At 72.4% G+C, this 14,169-nt stretch carries 11 protein-coding genes; 5 read left to right on the top strand and 6 right to left on the bottom strand.

Translation table 11 applies throughout. The annotated features are described in order from the left end of the window. Complete coding sequence (rpsT, locus tag J2S59_RS11020; RefSeq protein ID WP_068116795.1) at nt 1-261, top strand: 30S ribosomal protein S20; 261 nt, start codon at nt 1-3, stop codon at nt 259-261. Between the two features lie 92 nt (nt 262-353). On the opposite strand, the gene J2S59_RS11015 is transcribed toward rpsT, so the two are convergent. The 5 genes from J2S59_RS11015 to J2S59_RS10995 all read right to left on the bottom strand — a co-directional run bounded on the left by J2S59_RS11015 (nt 354) and on the right by J2S59_RS10995 (nt 6,635). Continuing rightward, complete coding sequence (locus J2S59_RS11015; protein WP_068116797.1) at nt 354-1,343, bottom strand: LLM class flavin-dependent oxidoreductase; 990 nt, start codon at nt 1,341-1,343, stop codon at nt 354-356. 49 nt (nt 1,344-1,392) lie between these two features. Next, nucleotides 1,393-2,361: a DNA polymerase III subunit delta gene (holA, locus tag J2S59_RS11010; protein WP_306825117.1), complete on the bottom strand. Its 969-nt coding sequence runs from the start codon at nt 2,359-2,361 to the stop codon at nt 1,393-1,395. 43 nt (nt 2,362-2,404) lie between these two features. Next, nucleotides 2,405-4,735, bottom strand: a complete 2,331-nt coding sequence (locus J2S59_RS11005; RefSeq protein ID WP_068118104.1) for a ComEC/Rec2 family competence protein — start codon at nt 4,733-4,735, stop codon at nt 2,405-2,407. A gap of 4 nt (nt 4,736-4,739) precedes the next feature. Continuing rightward, nucleotides 4,740-5,666 (bottom strand): helix-hairpin-helix domain-containing protein, encoded by a 927-nt coding sequence (locus tag J2S59_RS11000; protein ID WP_220138326.1) that lies wholly within the window; start codon nt 5,664-5,666, stop codon nt 4,740-4,742. A 105-nt stretch (nt 5,667-5,771) separates the two neighbouring features. After that, nucleotides 5,772-6,635: a DegV family protein gene (locus J2S59_RS10995; protein ID WP_068118101.1), complete on the bottom strand. Its 864-nt coding sequence runs from the start codon at nt 6,633-6,635 to the stop codon at nt 5,772-5,774. 83 nt (nt 6,636-6,718) lie between these two features. Between J2S59_RS10995 and J2S59_RS10990 the strand changes: the two genes are divergently transcribed. The 3 genes from J2S59_RS10990 (at nt 6,719) to J2S59_RS10980 (ending at nt 10,403) form a co-directional block, all read left to right on the top strand. After that, nucleotides 6,719-7,411: an SDR family oxidoreductase gene (locus J2S59_RS10990; protein WP_068118099.1), complete on the top strand. Its 693-nt coding sequence runs from the start codon at nt 6,719-6,721 to the stop codon at nt 7,409-7,411. Between the two features lie 63 nt (nt 7,412-7,474). Then, a complete protein-coding gene (locus J2S59_RS10985) occupies nt 7,475-9,079 on the top strand; it encodes an IS1182 family transposase (RefSeq protein WP_306825116.1) in 1,605 nt (534 codons plus the stop codon). Nucleotides 9,080-9,278: 199 nt separating this feature from the next. Next, a complete protein-coding gene (locus J2S59_RS10980) occupies nt 9,279-10,403 on the top strand; it encodes a serine hydrolase domain-containing protein (RefSeq protein WP_306825115.1) in 1,125 nt (374 codons plus the stop codon). Nucleotides 10,404-10,515: 112 nt separating this feature from the next. On the opposite strand, the gene leuS is transcribed toward J2S59_RS10980, so the two are convergent. Further along, entirely contained in the window at nt 10,516-13,044 is a 2,529-nt protein-coding gene (leuS, locus tag J2S59_RS10975) for a leucine--tRNA ligase (RefSeq protein ID WP_306825114.1), read from the bottom strand. A gap of 104 nt (nt 13,045-13,148) precedes the next feature. Between leuS and galE the strand changes: the two genes are divergently transcribed. Continuing rightward, entirely contained in the window at nt 13,149-14,117 is a 969-nt protein-coding gene (gene galE / locus J2S59_RS10970; protein WP_068125256.1) for a UDP-glucose 4-epimerase GalE, read from the top strand. Nucleotides 14,118-14,169 lie beyond the last annotated feature (52 nt).

The following is a 14,169-nucleotide window of genomic DNA, read 5'->3' as shown; positions in this document are numbered from 1 at the left end:
GTGGCGAACATCAAGTCCCAGATCAAGCGCAACAAGCAGAACGAGGCCGCGCGCGAGCGCAACAAGGCCGTCAAGACCAACCTGAAGTCGGCGATCCGCAAGTTCCGCGAGGCTGCTGCCGCCGGCAACGCCGACGAGGCCCGCACCCTGGCCGCGACCGCCGCGCGCAAGCTCGACAAGGCCGCCTCCAAGGGCGTCATCCACAAGAACCAGGCCGCGAACCGCAAGTCCGCGATCGCCAAGAAGGCCGCCTCCCTCTAAGGCTCGCCTCCCCCTGAGGTCCCACGACCTCGCACCTCTGCTCACGTCGGCGCCGTTCCCCTCGGGGACGGCGCCGACGGGCGTTTGCGGACCTACCCGACGAGCTCGGTGGCGCGGGCCAGGAGCTCGAAGGAGCGCAGCGTCGCCTCGGTGCTGCGCGCCATCGACGCCACGATGAGCTCGTCGGCGCTCGCGTGGACGGCAAACTCGTCGAGGTAGGCACGGACCTCGTCGGCGGTGCCGACGGCCGTGTAGTGGCTCATCTGCTGGATCTGGCGGCCCGCAGGTGAGTCGAGGACCGCGTCGGCCTCGGCGTCGGTGAAGGTGCGGCCGCGGCCCACCAGCTGGGTGACGCGCAGGCGCTGGGACTCACGCATCAGCGCGTGCGCCTCCTCGGTCGTCTCGGCGGCCACGACGTTGACGCCGGCGATCACCCACGGTTCGGCGAGCTGATCGGACGGGCGGAAGTCTCGCCGGTAGAGCGCCACCGCCTCGGTGAGCGCCTGCGGGGCGAAGTGCGAGGCGAAGGCGTACGGCAGACCGAGCGCTGCGGCCAGCTGCGCACCGAAGAGCGAGGACCCGAGGATGTAGAGCGGAACGTGGGTGTCCTTGCCCGGGATGGCGTCGACGCCCGGGATCAACGACCGGCCGGTGAGGTAGCCCTGGAGCTCCTGGACGTCCTGCGGGAAGGACTCGGCCGACATCGCGTCGCGGCGCAGGGCGCGCATCGTGTTCTGGTCGCTGCCGGGCGCACGCCCGAGGCCGAGGTCGATCCGGTCGGGATGCAGCGTCGCGAGGGTGCCGAACTGCTCGGCGATCACCAGCGGCGAGTGGTTGGGCAGCATCACGCCGCCGGCACCCAGCCGGATGGTCTCGGTGTGCGCCGCGACGTGAGCGATGAGCACGCTGGTGGCCGACGACGCGATGGTGGCCATGTTGTGGTGCTCGGCGTACCAGACCCGGCGGTAGCCGCTGCGCTCGGCGAGCTGGGCGAGGGCGACGCTGGCCCGGAAGCTGTCGGCGGCGTTCCCGCCGGGGCCGATCTGGGCGAGGTCGAGGATCGAGAGCGGGATGGCAGCCATGGCAGGACAACCCGGCACCGGTGCGGATTGTTCCGGGAGGTCCGTCGGCTCAGACCCGCAGTCCGGCGACCCTCAGGACCAGGCGCTCGAGGCTGTAGGCCGCGTCGCCGGCCTGGCCCTTGATGTCGGCGTCGGCGCGCGCCACCTCGCGGATCGCCATCGCCAGCCCGCGGTCGTCCCACCCACGGGCCTGCTCACGCAGCGACCGCAGCTTCCACGGAGGCACCCCCACCTCGCGCGCGAGGTCGGCCTCGCGGACCCCCCGTCCCGCCGCGCGGAAGCGGGCCAGCCCGCGCAGCCCACCGGCGAACGCACTGGTCACCAGCACGGCCGGGGTGCCGCCGTCGAGCGCCCAGCGCAGCTCCTCGAGCGCGTGTGCGGTGCGGCCCATCAGCGCGGCGTCGGCGATCGCGAACGACTTGGCCTCCGCCCGGCCACCGAAGTACTGCCCCACGCGCTCCTTGGTGAGCGGCTCGTCCGGGAAGTCGGAGGCGAGCTGGCGCGCGGCGGCGGCGAGGGCGCGCAGGTCCTGGCCGATCGCCGAGACCAGTGCCTCGGCCGCGTCCTCCGCCATCCGGGCACCGTGCAGGCGGGCCTCGGAGGCCGCGAAGCGCGGGAGCTCGCTCGGCTTGAGCGGGGTCGTCTTCACCTCGGTCACACCGGGCTGCTTGCGGAGCTTGTTGAGGACACCGCTGCCCTTCTGTCCCCCACCGTGGACGAGGACGAGCGCGACGTCCTCGGCCGGGGCGGCGGCGTAGTCGACCAGGCCCGGCACCGACTCCTCGGGGAGGTTCTCCAGGCCTCGCACGACCACGCACCGGGTGGAGGAGAACAACGAGGGTGCCGCGAGGTCGCCCAGCGTGGCCATCGTCAGCTGGTCGGCGTCGGTCCTGGAGAACTCCGCCTCCGGGTCGACGCGACGCACGGCGTCGCGGACGTGCTGCACCTGCCGCTCGGAGAGGAACTCCTCGCCCCCGGTCACCAGGAGCACGCTGCCGATCGGTCCCTGACTCGCCACGGCAGCAGCCTCCCACACCGCCCGGACAGTCCGAGCCCGACAGTCAGCGCGAGGAGCGGGCGCCCCACTCGCCCTCGGCGTCGACGACCACCACCAGGTCGCCGTGCCGGTCGGTGCGGAGCACGCGCGCTCCGGTGTCCTCGAGCACGTCCACGGTCCTCGGTCCGGGGTGTCCGTAGCCGTTGTCCTCGCCGACCGAGACGAGCGCCAGCCGTGCACCCGTGCCGGCGAGGAACGCCTCGTCCTGGTGCGGACTCCCGTGGTGCGGCACCGTCATGACGTCAACCTGCAGCGCGGGGAGGTCGCGGCGCAGCAGCACCTGCGCCTCCGGCTCCATGTCGCCGGTCAGCAGCGCGCGGACGCCGCCCACCTCGACCACCTGGACGATGCTGGCGTTGTTGGCGCGCCCGCCCTCGCCCTCGGCCCCACCGGCCACGACCCGGCGTGGCCCGATGACCTGCCACACCGCCGCACCCACCCGGCGTACCTGACCCAGGGGCGGCACCGCGACCGGCACCTGCTCCTCGACGCCGCGGCGGCGTACCCAGTCCGCAGCCGGGGCGGGCTCGTCGACCGGCGACACCCAGATCTCCCCCACCGGCACCGCGCCGAGCACCCCGTCGAGGCCGCCCACGTGGTCGGCGTGGAAGTGGGTCAGCACCAGGGCCGGGACGTGGCGTACGCCGAAGCGGCGCAGGCACGCCGCCATGAGGTCGGGGTCGGGACCGACGTCGACGACCACCGCGGCGTCCGGCCCGGCGCGCACCAGCGTCGCGTCGCCCTGGCCGACGTCGCACGCCGCGAGCACCCATCCGCGCGGTGGCCACCCGGGCGTGGGCATCGGCACCGCGATGACCACGCCCAGGACCAGGGCGAGCAGCAGTGTCGGCCAGCGCCGTGGCAGGAGCCGTCCGAGGACGATCGTGAGCAGCACGCACGCGAGCGTCAGGCCGCTGACCCCGGCGACGGACGCGGTCCAGTCGATCGCTGGCGCGTGCAGCGCGCCGCTGCGCTCCGCGACGGTGACGATCCACCACCCACCCGCTCCGGCGACGGTGCCGGGCACCTTCGCCGCGGCGCCCCACACCACCCCGACCAGGCCGCCTCCGAGCCCGGCGACGGTGGCGGGACCGACCGCCGGTGCCGCCACGAGGTTGGCGGCGACCGCGACGAGGCTGACCTTGCCCGAGATCGCCGCGATGATCGGGGTGCAGGCGACCTGTGCGGCCAGCGGCACGGCGATCGCCTCGGCCAGCCAGCGCGGCATCCACCGCGCCATCGCGTCACGCCAGCCCGGGGCGAGGAAGAGGATCCCCGCCGTCGCGCACACCGACAGCGCGAAGCCGATCGTGGTCGCCAGCCAGGGGTCGAACAGCAGCAGGCCCACCACCGCGACCCCGAGGCCGCGGGTCCCCCGCTGACGACCGTCGCTGGTCATCGCGAGCAGGCCGACCGTCCCCATCGCCGCCGCGCGCACGACGCTCGGCTCGGTGCGGGCGAGGAGGACGAAGCCGACGACGCCGCACGCGCCCACGACGAGCAGCCCGCGTCCACGCACGCGCGACCAGCGGGCCAGCGTGAGCAGGAACCCGACCATCAGGGTGAGGTTCGTGCCCGAGACCGCGAGCAGGTGGGTCAGACCGGAGACCTCGAAGTCCTCGACCAGCTGCTCGGGCATGCCCTGGTCGTCACCGACCACGAGCGCCGGGATCAACGACCGCTCCTCCGGCGGCAGGTGGGCGACCGAGGCGCGCAGCGCGGCACGCACGCGCGCGGCACCGTCCAGGACGCGTCCCGGCTCCTGCAGGACGACGGGCGAGCCGCGGGCGCGCACGAGAGCGGCGAGCTCCCCGTCGACCGGTGCGAGCCGTCCGCGCAGACTGATCACGGAGCCGAGCTCGGGACGCACACCGGGCTCGGCCCAGGACTCGGGCGCGACGACCATGACCGGGAGCCGGGTACGCCGCGTCTGTCCACGCGCGGTCGCGGTGTGCACCTGCATCCGGACCAGGACGTAGCCGCCGTGCTCACCGGCGCGTGGGCGGGGGTCGGTGGTCACCAGCCCGGTCAGCTCGGCGACGGCCTGCTCATCGGCCCACGCACGCAGCGCCGAGTCCTCCGTGGCGCCCGCACGCAGGTGTGCCGCGGCGCCCACCCCGAGCAGGACCACGAGCGCTGCGGCCACGGTCTGCGCCGCGTGCGGGCGCCGGCGTACGACGGCGAGCCCGGCACCGAGGACGATGACACTGAGCACCAGGAGTGCCCGGCCCGGCATGAGCAGGCCGGCGAGCGCGCCCGCCCAGGCGAGCCCGCCGAGGACGGGGGCACGCAGGTCGGCCGCGCCCGCCGCGGTGGCCTCGTCGGGGCGCGGCACCTGCTCAGAGGGTCACGTGCGGCGCGAGCTGGGCCAGCGTCTTCTCCCCGATGCCGGAGACCTCCAGCAGCTCCTCGACGGCCGTGAACCGGCCGTGCTCCTCGCGCCACGCGACGATCGCCTGCGCGGTCACCGGCCCGACTCCGTTGAGGGTCTCGAGCTCGGCCTGGGTGGCGGTGTTGAGATTGACGAGCCCGGCCGCTCCCGGCGTGCCTGCTGCACCTGCCGGGTCCGTCGTCCCGGAGGGAGGAACGGCCGGCGCGACACCGACGAGGATCTGCTCGCCGTCGACCAGCACGCGCGCCAGGTTGAGCGTGCTCGTGTCGACGCGGGGGCGTACGCCGCCGGCCTCCTCGACGGCATCGGCGACGCGCGAGCCCAGGGGCAGGGTCACGATGCCGGGCCGGCGGACCTTGCCGGCGACGTGGACCACGACGGTGCCGGCGTCGGGGTCGGCTTCGCCCGCCTCCGGCCCGTCGGTCGTCTGCACGGCACTCGGCGAGGGGTCCCCCGGCGTACCCCTGTCCTCGACCAGTCCCGTCGCGGGCACCGCGGGGGCCGCCCACGATGTCTCGTCGGCGTCGCCGACCGCGCTCAGCACCCACCAGGTCGTCACCGCCAACGCGAGGGCGACGACCACGCCCAGCAGGGCGACGTGCTGGGGCGCGAGCCGGACCCGCCCGCGCAGCGAGTCCGGGACCCAGCCCTGGGCGCGGGTCGGGGGTGCGGCACGGTGGTCGGCGCGATGGCGGCCGGCGGCCGGGACCGCGACAGCGACACGTGGTGCCGACTCGGCGGGCGGGTCGGAGGACAGGTCGTCCGTCGGCGCGGCGTCGCCTCCGCCGAGCAGGTCCAGCTCCTGGCCGATGAGGGCCAGCCGGCGACGCGCGACGGCGTTCAGCTCGTCATCACCGGGTCGTCGCGGACGCATGCGAGAACGCTAGGAAGCGTCCGCCCGGTGGGCGGGCTCGCCGGCGCCGCTGGGGACGGACCCGCGTCGTCGCGGGGTTGGGGACGCCGGACGGTCAGGAACGGGTCAGGCGTGCGGGGCGACGACGACCGCGACCATCCCGGGACCGACGTGAGCACCGAGGGCGGCGCCGACCTCGCCGATGACCACGTCGCGCCCCTCCAGCTCGGACTCCAGCTGCGCGGCGAGCTTCTCGGCTAGCGCCTCGGCCCGCTCCGGGCTGGCGAGGTGGCACACCCCCACGTCGACCGCGCCGCCACCCTCGTGGGCCGCGGCGACCGCGAGCTCCTCGAGGCGGCTGAGCGCCCGGCCCGAGGTGCGGACCTTCTCGAACGGCCCGATCCGGCCTTCGTCGATGCGCAGGATCGGCTTCACCGCCAGCGCGGAGCCCAGGAACGCCGCCGCCGCGCCGACCCGACCGCCGCGCCGCAGGTGCTCGAGGGTGTCGACGTAGAACAGCGAGGTCACCGTGCTCGCGCGCCTGCCGACGGCGTCGACGACGGTCGCGACGTCGGCACCGGCGTCGAGCAGGTCGGCTGCGCCGAGCACCAGGAAGCCCGTGCCGATGCCGACCTGGCAGGAGTCCACGCAGGTCACCGGCACCGGGGACTCCTTGGCGGCCAGCTGGGCGGACTCGAAGGTCCCGCTGACCTGGGCCGACAGGTGGATCGACACGATCTCCTCGGCCCCCTGTTCGGCGAGGTCGCGGTAGACGGCGAGCAGCCGCTCCGGCGCCGGGCGGGACGTGCTCACCGGCTTCCACTCCCGCAGCGCCGCAGCCAGCTCCTCCGGGCCGAGGTCCGCGCCTTCGTCGTACGCCGTGCCGGCGACGATCACCTGCAACGGGACCACTGCGATCTCACGAGCAGTGACGACCTCGGGCAGCAGGGATGCCGAGCTGTCGGTGACGAGAGCGATCCGGCGAGGCATGGGAGGAGGGTAGTCCGGTCGTCGTCCCGACGTCCCGACGTCCGTGGCCCGGCGCCCCTTGTCCGCTCCGTAGCGTGGAGAGCATGACTTCCACCCCCGCCGACCAGACCGGAACCCCGACCGACGGCCTCGACGTGGTGATCGCCGGTGGCCACGGCCAGATCGCGATGCTGCTCGAGCGGCGCCTCGCCGACGCCGGCCACCGGGTGCGCGGGATCATCCGCAACCCCGACCACGCCGACGACCTGGCTGCTGCCGGCGCGGAGTCGATCGTGCTGGACCTGGAGGACACCTCGGCCGGCGACCTCGCGACCGCGATCCGCGGGGCCGACGCGGTCGTGTTCGCCGCGGGCGGCGGACCCAACAGCGGCGCGGCCCGCAAGGAGACCGTCGACAAGGGTGCCGCGATCCTGCTGGCGGACGCCGCCGAGCAGGCCGGCGTACGCCGCTATGTGATGGTCTCGGCGATGGGCACCGACCAGGCCGACCCCGACAGCGTCGACGTGTTCCAGGTCTACCTGCGCGCGAAGGCCGCGGCCGACGCCGACCTGCAGGCCCGTGACCTCGACTGGACGATCGTGCGACCCGGTGCGCTCGTCGACGAGCCGGGCACCGGCAAGGTGCAGCTCGCGGAGAAGACCGGGTACGGCGAGGTCCCCCGCGCCGACGTCGCGCACGTGCTGCACGCGGTGCTGGAGACGCCCTCGTCCGCAGGCTCGGTCGTCGAGCTGATCGGCGGCGAAACCCCCGTGACCGAGGCGGTCGCCGCGCTCTAGGAGACTGCTGAACAATCCGCGCGCCTGACCGGGGCGGCGTGCGGGTGCTGGGATCCTTGGGTTGTGCAGGGTGAGGCGGATCGTCAGCGTGAGTTGTTGGACGTGGAGTCGGTGGCGGGGCATCTGCTCGAGCCGGGCAGCGTGTTCGCGTTGCTGGCCGAGCATCGCGACCGGCTGTTTCCCGGCGAGTTGTTCGCCGACCTGTTCCCCTCCAGACGCGGTCGGCCCTCGATGCCGGGCGAGGTGATCGCTTCGGTGATCGTGCTGCAGGCGCTGTATGGCCATTCGGACCGCGAAGCGATCGATGCGCTCACCTATGACCTGCGGTGGAAAGCCGCGTGCGGGTATGCGATCGACGCCAAGGGCTTCGACCCCTCGACGTTGACCTACTGGCGGCGCCGGCTGGCCGCCAGCGACCGGCCGCAGCGGATCTTCGAGGTGGTCCGCGAGGTCATCACCGAAACCGGGGCGGTGGTCGGCAAGCAGCGCCGGGCACTGGATTCCACGATCCTCGATGACGCGGTCGCCCGCCAAGACACCGTCACGCAGCTGATCGCCCAGATCCGCCGCGTTGGCCGCGAGGTGCCGGGCGCAAAGGATCTGATCGCGACTGTGTGCACCCGGCTGGCGACACTGACCGGCCAGGACTACGACCAGCCCGGCAAACCGTCGATCGCTTGGGACGACCAGGCCGCTCGCGAGGAGCTGGTCACCGCGCTGGTGGGAGACGCGCTCGCGCTGCTCGCCGGACTTGATGTCGAGGCGATCACCGCCGAGGGCGGCAAGGCCGCTGATGCGGTCGCGTTGCTGGCCCTGATTGCCGGCCAAGACGTCGAGCCCGCGGAGGGCTCTGACGGCACCGACGGGCGGTGGCGCATCGCGCGCCGGACCGCGCCGGACCGGGTGATCTCGACCGTCGATCCCGACACCCGGCATGCCCACAAGTCCCGCGAACGGCGCCAGGACGGGTTCAAAGCCCACCTGGTGGTCGAACCGGACACCGGGCTGAGCACGGTGTGTGAGTTGACCAAGGCCAACGGGGCGGGGACTTCTGATGCGAGCGTGGGAGCTCGGCTCGTCACCGCTGATCTGACGATCAGCGAGAACAATGACGAGAACGGGAACGGCATTGAGGTGCTGGGCGATTCTGCCTATGCCAGTGGCGACATGCTTGATGAGCTCAACGACAACCAGTGGCGGCCGCTGCTGAAGCCGCGGCCGCTGCGCCCAGCGGTCGAGGGCGGGTTCACCATCGATGACTTCACCCACGACACCGCCGCCGGCACCCTGACCTGTCCGGCAGGAGTCACGCGCCAGGTCACCGCGAAGAACTACGCAACGTTCGGGACCGCGTGCCGTGGTTGCCCACTACGCGAGCGGTGCACCACCTCAGCGGCGGGTCGCAGCATCAAGATCCACGAGCACGCCCACCTCCTGCGCGAGCACCGTCAACGAGCCGCCGACGAAGGTTTCCAGGCCGCATATCGCCAGCACCGGCCGATGGTCGAACGCTCCATCGCCTGGCTCACCCGCGGCGCCCGACGAGTGCCATACCGAGGGATCGAGAAGAACAACAACTGGCTCCACCACCGCGTCGCCGCGCTCAACCTGCGCCGCCTGCTCGCGATGGGGCTGACCAACACCAACGGAACCTGGGTACTGGCCTGAAACAGGCCCCCGGGGGCCTTGCCACCCGTCCCTGAGCCGCGCACGATGGCTCACAGGCGGGCGGAACGACCCCGTTGTCGTACTCACGAGTGCTGACCCAAACACGCCGCTCGACGGCCTTGGCGGCGTTCCGCCCGCCGTCCACGCCCACACGCGCACCAAGACCCCACCTTGTTCAGCAGTCTCCTAGGCTCGCGTGGTGTCCGACACCGCGCCCGGCCCCGACCTCCGCATCAACCGCTTCGTCACCGCCCTCGACGAGCATCTCGGCGCGCTCGCCGAGCGCGACCTCTTCTCCGGAGTCGCCCTGGTGCGCCACGGAGGTACGGACCTGCTGCACACGGCGTACGGCGTGGCGACCCGACGCTGGCACGTGCCGGTCACGCTCGATACCCGCTTCGACGTGGCGTCGGTGACGAAGCTGTTCACCAGCGTCGCCGTGCTGCAGCTGGTCGAGGCCGGGCGGCTCGACCTCGACGCGCCGATCACCGGCCTGGTCGACCTCTCCGACACCACTGTGCGCGACGACGTGACCGTGCGCCACCTGCTCACCCACACCAGCGGCATCGCCGACGACGCCGACGAGGAGGCCGGGGAGAGCTACGAGGAGCTGTTCGTCGACCGGCCCAACTACGGCGTGACCACGACCCGCGACTTCTTCCCCGGGTTCGCCCACAAGCCGCCGCGGGTCCCGCCCGGCACCGACGTGCGCTACTGCAACGTCGCCTTCGTGCTGGCCGGCCTCGTGGTCGAGGAGCTGACCGGGTCGACGTACCGCGACCACGTGCGCGAGCACGTCTTCGCCCGCGCCGGCATGGACGGCGCCGGCTTCTTCCACATGCGCGAGACCACGGACGGTCCGCCCGTTGCCGAGGGCTGGGACCCGGTGCTAGACGAGGACGAGGCGATCACCGGCTGGCGGCAGAACATCTACTCCTACCCGCCCCTCGGCTCCCCCGACGGCGGCGCGCACTGCACCGCCGCCGACCTGGCGCGGTTCGTCGAAGCCATCCGCAACCACGAGCTGCTCGGTCCCGAGCTCAGCGCCTCCTTCTGCGCGCCGCAGGTCGAGCACTACGAGCGCGAGGACCCCACCAACGTTTCGATGTGGATGGGCTTCGGGACCGAGGTCGCCGTCCGCGCCGACGGCTCCGTCGCCTCCTGGGCCAAGGACGGCATCAACGCCGGCGCCTCAGCCGTCGTCGAGCACGTCCCCGACGCCGACCTCACCTACGCCCTCGTCTCCAACCTCGAGGACGGCGTCTGGTCCGCCTGGGAGCTCGCCCGCGACACCCTCGACCACGCCCGCACCCCGTTGGCGTGAGGCGGGCCGCAAATTCGCTACACGTGTAGCGAACTCACCGCCTCGTACACGTTCCAGTCGGCGTGTCGGCCAAATTCACTACACATGTAGCGAAACTTGGGGCGCGTGGGACTCAGCCGGCGACGACGTTGACCAGCTTGGGGGCGCGGACGATCACCTTGCGGACCTGCTTGCCCTCGAGCGCGGCGACGACGGCGGGGTCGGCGAGGGCGAGCTGCTCGAGCTCGTCCTCGGTGATGTCGGGTGAGACCTCGAGGCGGGCCTTGACCTTGCCCTGGATCTGCACGATCGCGGTGACGGTGTCGTCGGTGAGCAGGTCGGGGTCGACCGTGGGCCAGCCGACGCGGGCGACGGTCGGCTCGTGGCCGAGGCGCTCCCACATCTCCTCGGCGGTGTACGGCGCGACCAGGCTGAGGAGGATCGCGACGGTCTCGACCGCTTCGCGTACGGCGGGGTCGGCGGGGCCGCAGCCGGAGTCGATCGCCTTGCGGGTGACGTTGACCAGCTCCATGATCCGCGCGACGACCACGTTGAAGCGGTGGTTCTCGAGCAGCTGGTCGGCTTCGGCGACGGTCTTGTGGGTCGCCTTGCGCAGCGCCACGTCGCCGCCGGCCGGGTCGGTGCCCGGCTCGCTGGTGACGTCACCGGAGAGCCGCCAGGCGCGCTGCAGGAACTTCAGCGATCCCTGGGGAGACATGTCGGCCCAGTCGATGTCGTCCTCGGGCGGGCCGGCGAAGACCATGGTCAGCCGGACTGCGTCGACACCGTAGGCGTCGATCTGCTGGCCGAGGTCGACGCCGTTGCCCAGCGACTTGCTCATCGCCTTGCCCTGGTTGATGACCTGACCCTGGTTGAGCAGCGCAGCGAACGGCTCGACGAAGTCGACCAGGCCGAGGTCGTGCAGGACCTTCGTGAAGAACCGGCTGTAGAGCAGGTGCAGGATCGCGTGCTCGACACCGCCGACGTACTGTGCCGCCGGCATCCAGCGCCCGACCTCCTCGCGGTCGAACGGCCCGTCGGTCTTGCCCGGCGAGCAGTAGCGCAGGAAGTACCACGACGAGTCGACGAAGGTGTCCATCGTGTCGGTGTCGCGCCGCGCCTCGCCGCCGCACGACGGGCAGGTGGTCTCGACCCAGTCGGTCGCCGCGGCCAACGGGGAGGTGCCCTTGGGCTTGAGGTCGGCGCCACGCAGGTCGGGCAGCTCGATCGGCAGCTGGTCGTCGGGGACGTCGACCTCGCCGCACTTCTCGCAGTGCACGATCGGGATCGGGCAGCCCCAGAAGCGCTGACGGCTCAGCAGCCAGTCGCGCAGCCGGTAGTTGACGGTGCCGGTCCCCCGCCCGTCGGCCTCGAGCTGCTCGATGATCCGCGCGATGCCGGTGGCCTTGTCGGTCAGACCGTCCAGCGGCCCGGAGCTGACGTAGGTGCCGTCACCGGAGGTCGCGACGCCGGAGGTCTCCGGGTTGTCCTCGCCGGTGTCGATGACGCGACGGACCGGCAGCCCCATTTCGCGCGCGAAGTCGAGGTCGCGCTGGTCGTGCGCCGGCACGGCCATGATCGCGCCGGTTCCGTAGTCAGCCAGCACGTAGTCGCTCGCCCAGACGGGGATCCGCTCCCCGCTGACGGGGTTGACCGCCGTCACGCCGAGGTCGACACCGGTCTTGGGCCGCTCGGTGGAGAGCCGGTCGATGTCGCTGGCCTTGCGGACCTCGTCGCGGTACGCCGTGAACGCCGCGCGCTGCTCGGGGGCGCAGACCTCCTCGGCCAGCTTGGCGTCGGCCGCGACCACCATGAACGTGGCGCCGTACAACGTGTCGGGGCGGGTCGTGAAGACGGTGACGGTGCGCTTCTCACCGGCCTGGTCGCCGGCGAGCTCGATGTCGAAGTCGACGTGGGCGCCCTCGGAGCGGCCGATCCAGTTGCGCTGCATCGCCAGGACCCGGTCGGGCCAGGTGCCCTCGAGGTCGTCCATGTCGTCGAGCAGACGCTGGGCGTAGTCGGTGATCTTGAAATACCACTGCGACAGCTCGCGCTTGGTGACCTCGGCGCCGCAGCGCTCGCACATCCCCTGCACGACCTGCTCGTTGGCCAGCACCGTCTGGTCGACCGGGCACCAGTTGACCGGCGACATCTTGCGGTAGGCCAGCCCCTTCTCGCGGAAGCGCAGGAAGAGCCACTGGGTCCAGCGGTAGTACTCCGGGTCGGAGGTGTGCAGCCGGCGCGACCAGTCGAAGGAGACCGCGTAGCGACGGAACGACTCCGCCTGGGTCTCGATGTTGGCGTAGGTGTACGTCGCCGGGTGCTCGTCGCGGCGGATCGCGGCGTTCTCGGCCGGCAGACCGAAGGAGTCCCAGCCGATCGGGTTGAGGACGTCGTAGCCCTTCTGCCACCAGTAGCGCGCCAGCACGTCGTGCAGCGCCATCACCTCGGCGTGGCCCATGTGCAGGTCGCCGCTGGGGTAGGGGAACATCGTCAGCGCGTAGCGCCGCTCCTTGGACCCGTCGTCGGCCGGCCGGAACGGGTCGAGCCGCTCCCAGACCGGGCGCCACTTGTCCTGGACCCCGACGACGTCGTACGTCGCTCCGCGGCCGTCGCCCGCGCCCTGGTCGTCGGTCCTGCTCGGACCGGGCTTCTGCGTCACCACGGGCTCCTCGTCTGATTGCTGATCTGATCCGCGACCGCCCGGCATCGTACTCCGCGCCGGCCTTCCGCCGAGCAGGCCACTCCCCGGTCTAGGGTCGGGTCATGGACTCCTGGCTCGTGACCGGGGGCGCCGGCTACATCGGCGCTCACATCGTCGCCTCCTTCGCCGACGTCGGGATCGCGACCGTCGTCCTCGACGACCTCTCCAGCGGCCACCGGCACTTCGTGCCCGACGACGTGCCGTTCGTCGAGGGCTCGATCCTCGACGCCGACCTCCTGGCCCGGGTCTTCGCCGAGCACCAGATCGCCGGCGTGGTGCACGTGGCGGGGTTCAAGTACGCCGGGGTCTCGGTCGACCGCCCGCTGCACACCTACGAGCAGAACGTCACCGGCACCCAGCGGCTGCTGCAGGCGATGGAGACCGCGGACGTCTCGCACCTCGTCTTCTCCTCCAGCGCGGCGGTGTTCGGCACCCCGGACGTCGACGTGGTGACCGAGCAGACCCCGACCAGCCCGGAGTCGCCGTACGGCGAGTCGAAGCTGATCGGCGAGTGGCTGATCCGCGACCAGGCGCGCGCCACCGGGCTGCGCCACACCTCGCTGCGCTACTTCAACGTCGTCGGGTCGGGCGCGGACCACCTCTACGACACCAGCCCGCACAACCTCTTCCCGCTGGTCTTCGACGCGCTGATGGCCGGACGCACCCCGCGGATCTACGGCACCGACTACCCCACCCCCGACGGCACCTGCGTGCGCGACTACATCCACGTCGCCGACCTCGCCGACGCCCACGTCGTCGCGGCCCGCCGCTTGGCCGACGGTGACGACCTCGAGGCCGTCTACAACCTCGGCAGCGGCACCGGCAGCTCGGTGCGCCAGATCATGGACACCGTCGCCGAGGTCACCGGCATCGACTTCACTCCCGAGGTCGCCGACCGGCGTCCCGGCGACCCCGCCCAGATCGTCGCGACCGGCGAGAGCGCGGCGCGTGACCTGCAGTGGCAGATGCGCCACGACCTGCGCTCGATGGTCGCAAGCGCGTGGGCGGCCCGGCAGGCCGCCGAGCACTGAGCGCTCCCTCTTCTCCCTCGTCCCGTCCCGCTGAACCCGTCCCAGGAGCACC

Origin of the sequence: Nocardioides massiliensis (assembly GCF_030811215.1) — a bacterium.
Taxonomy (GTDB): domain Bacteria; phylum Actinomycetota; class Actinomycetes; order Propionibacteriales; family Nocardioidaceae; genus Nocardioides_A; species Nocardioides_A massiliensis.
This window is presented reverse-complemented; position numbering and strand designations above follow the sequence as displayed.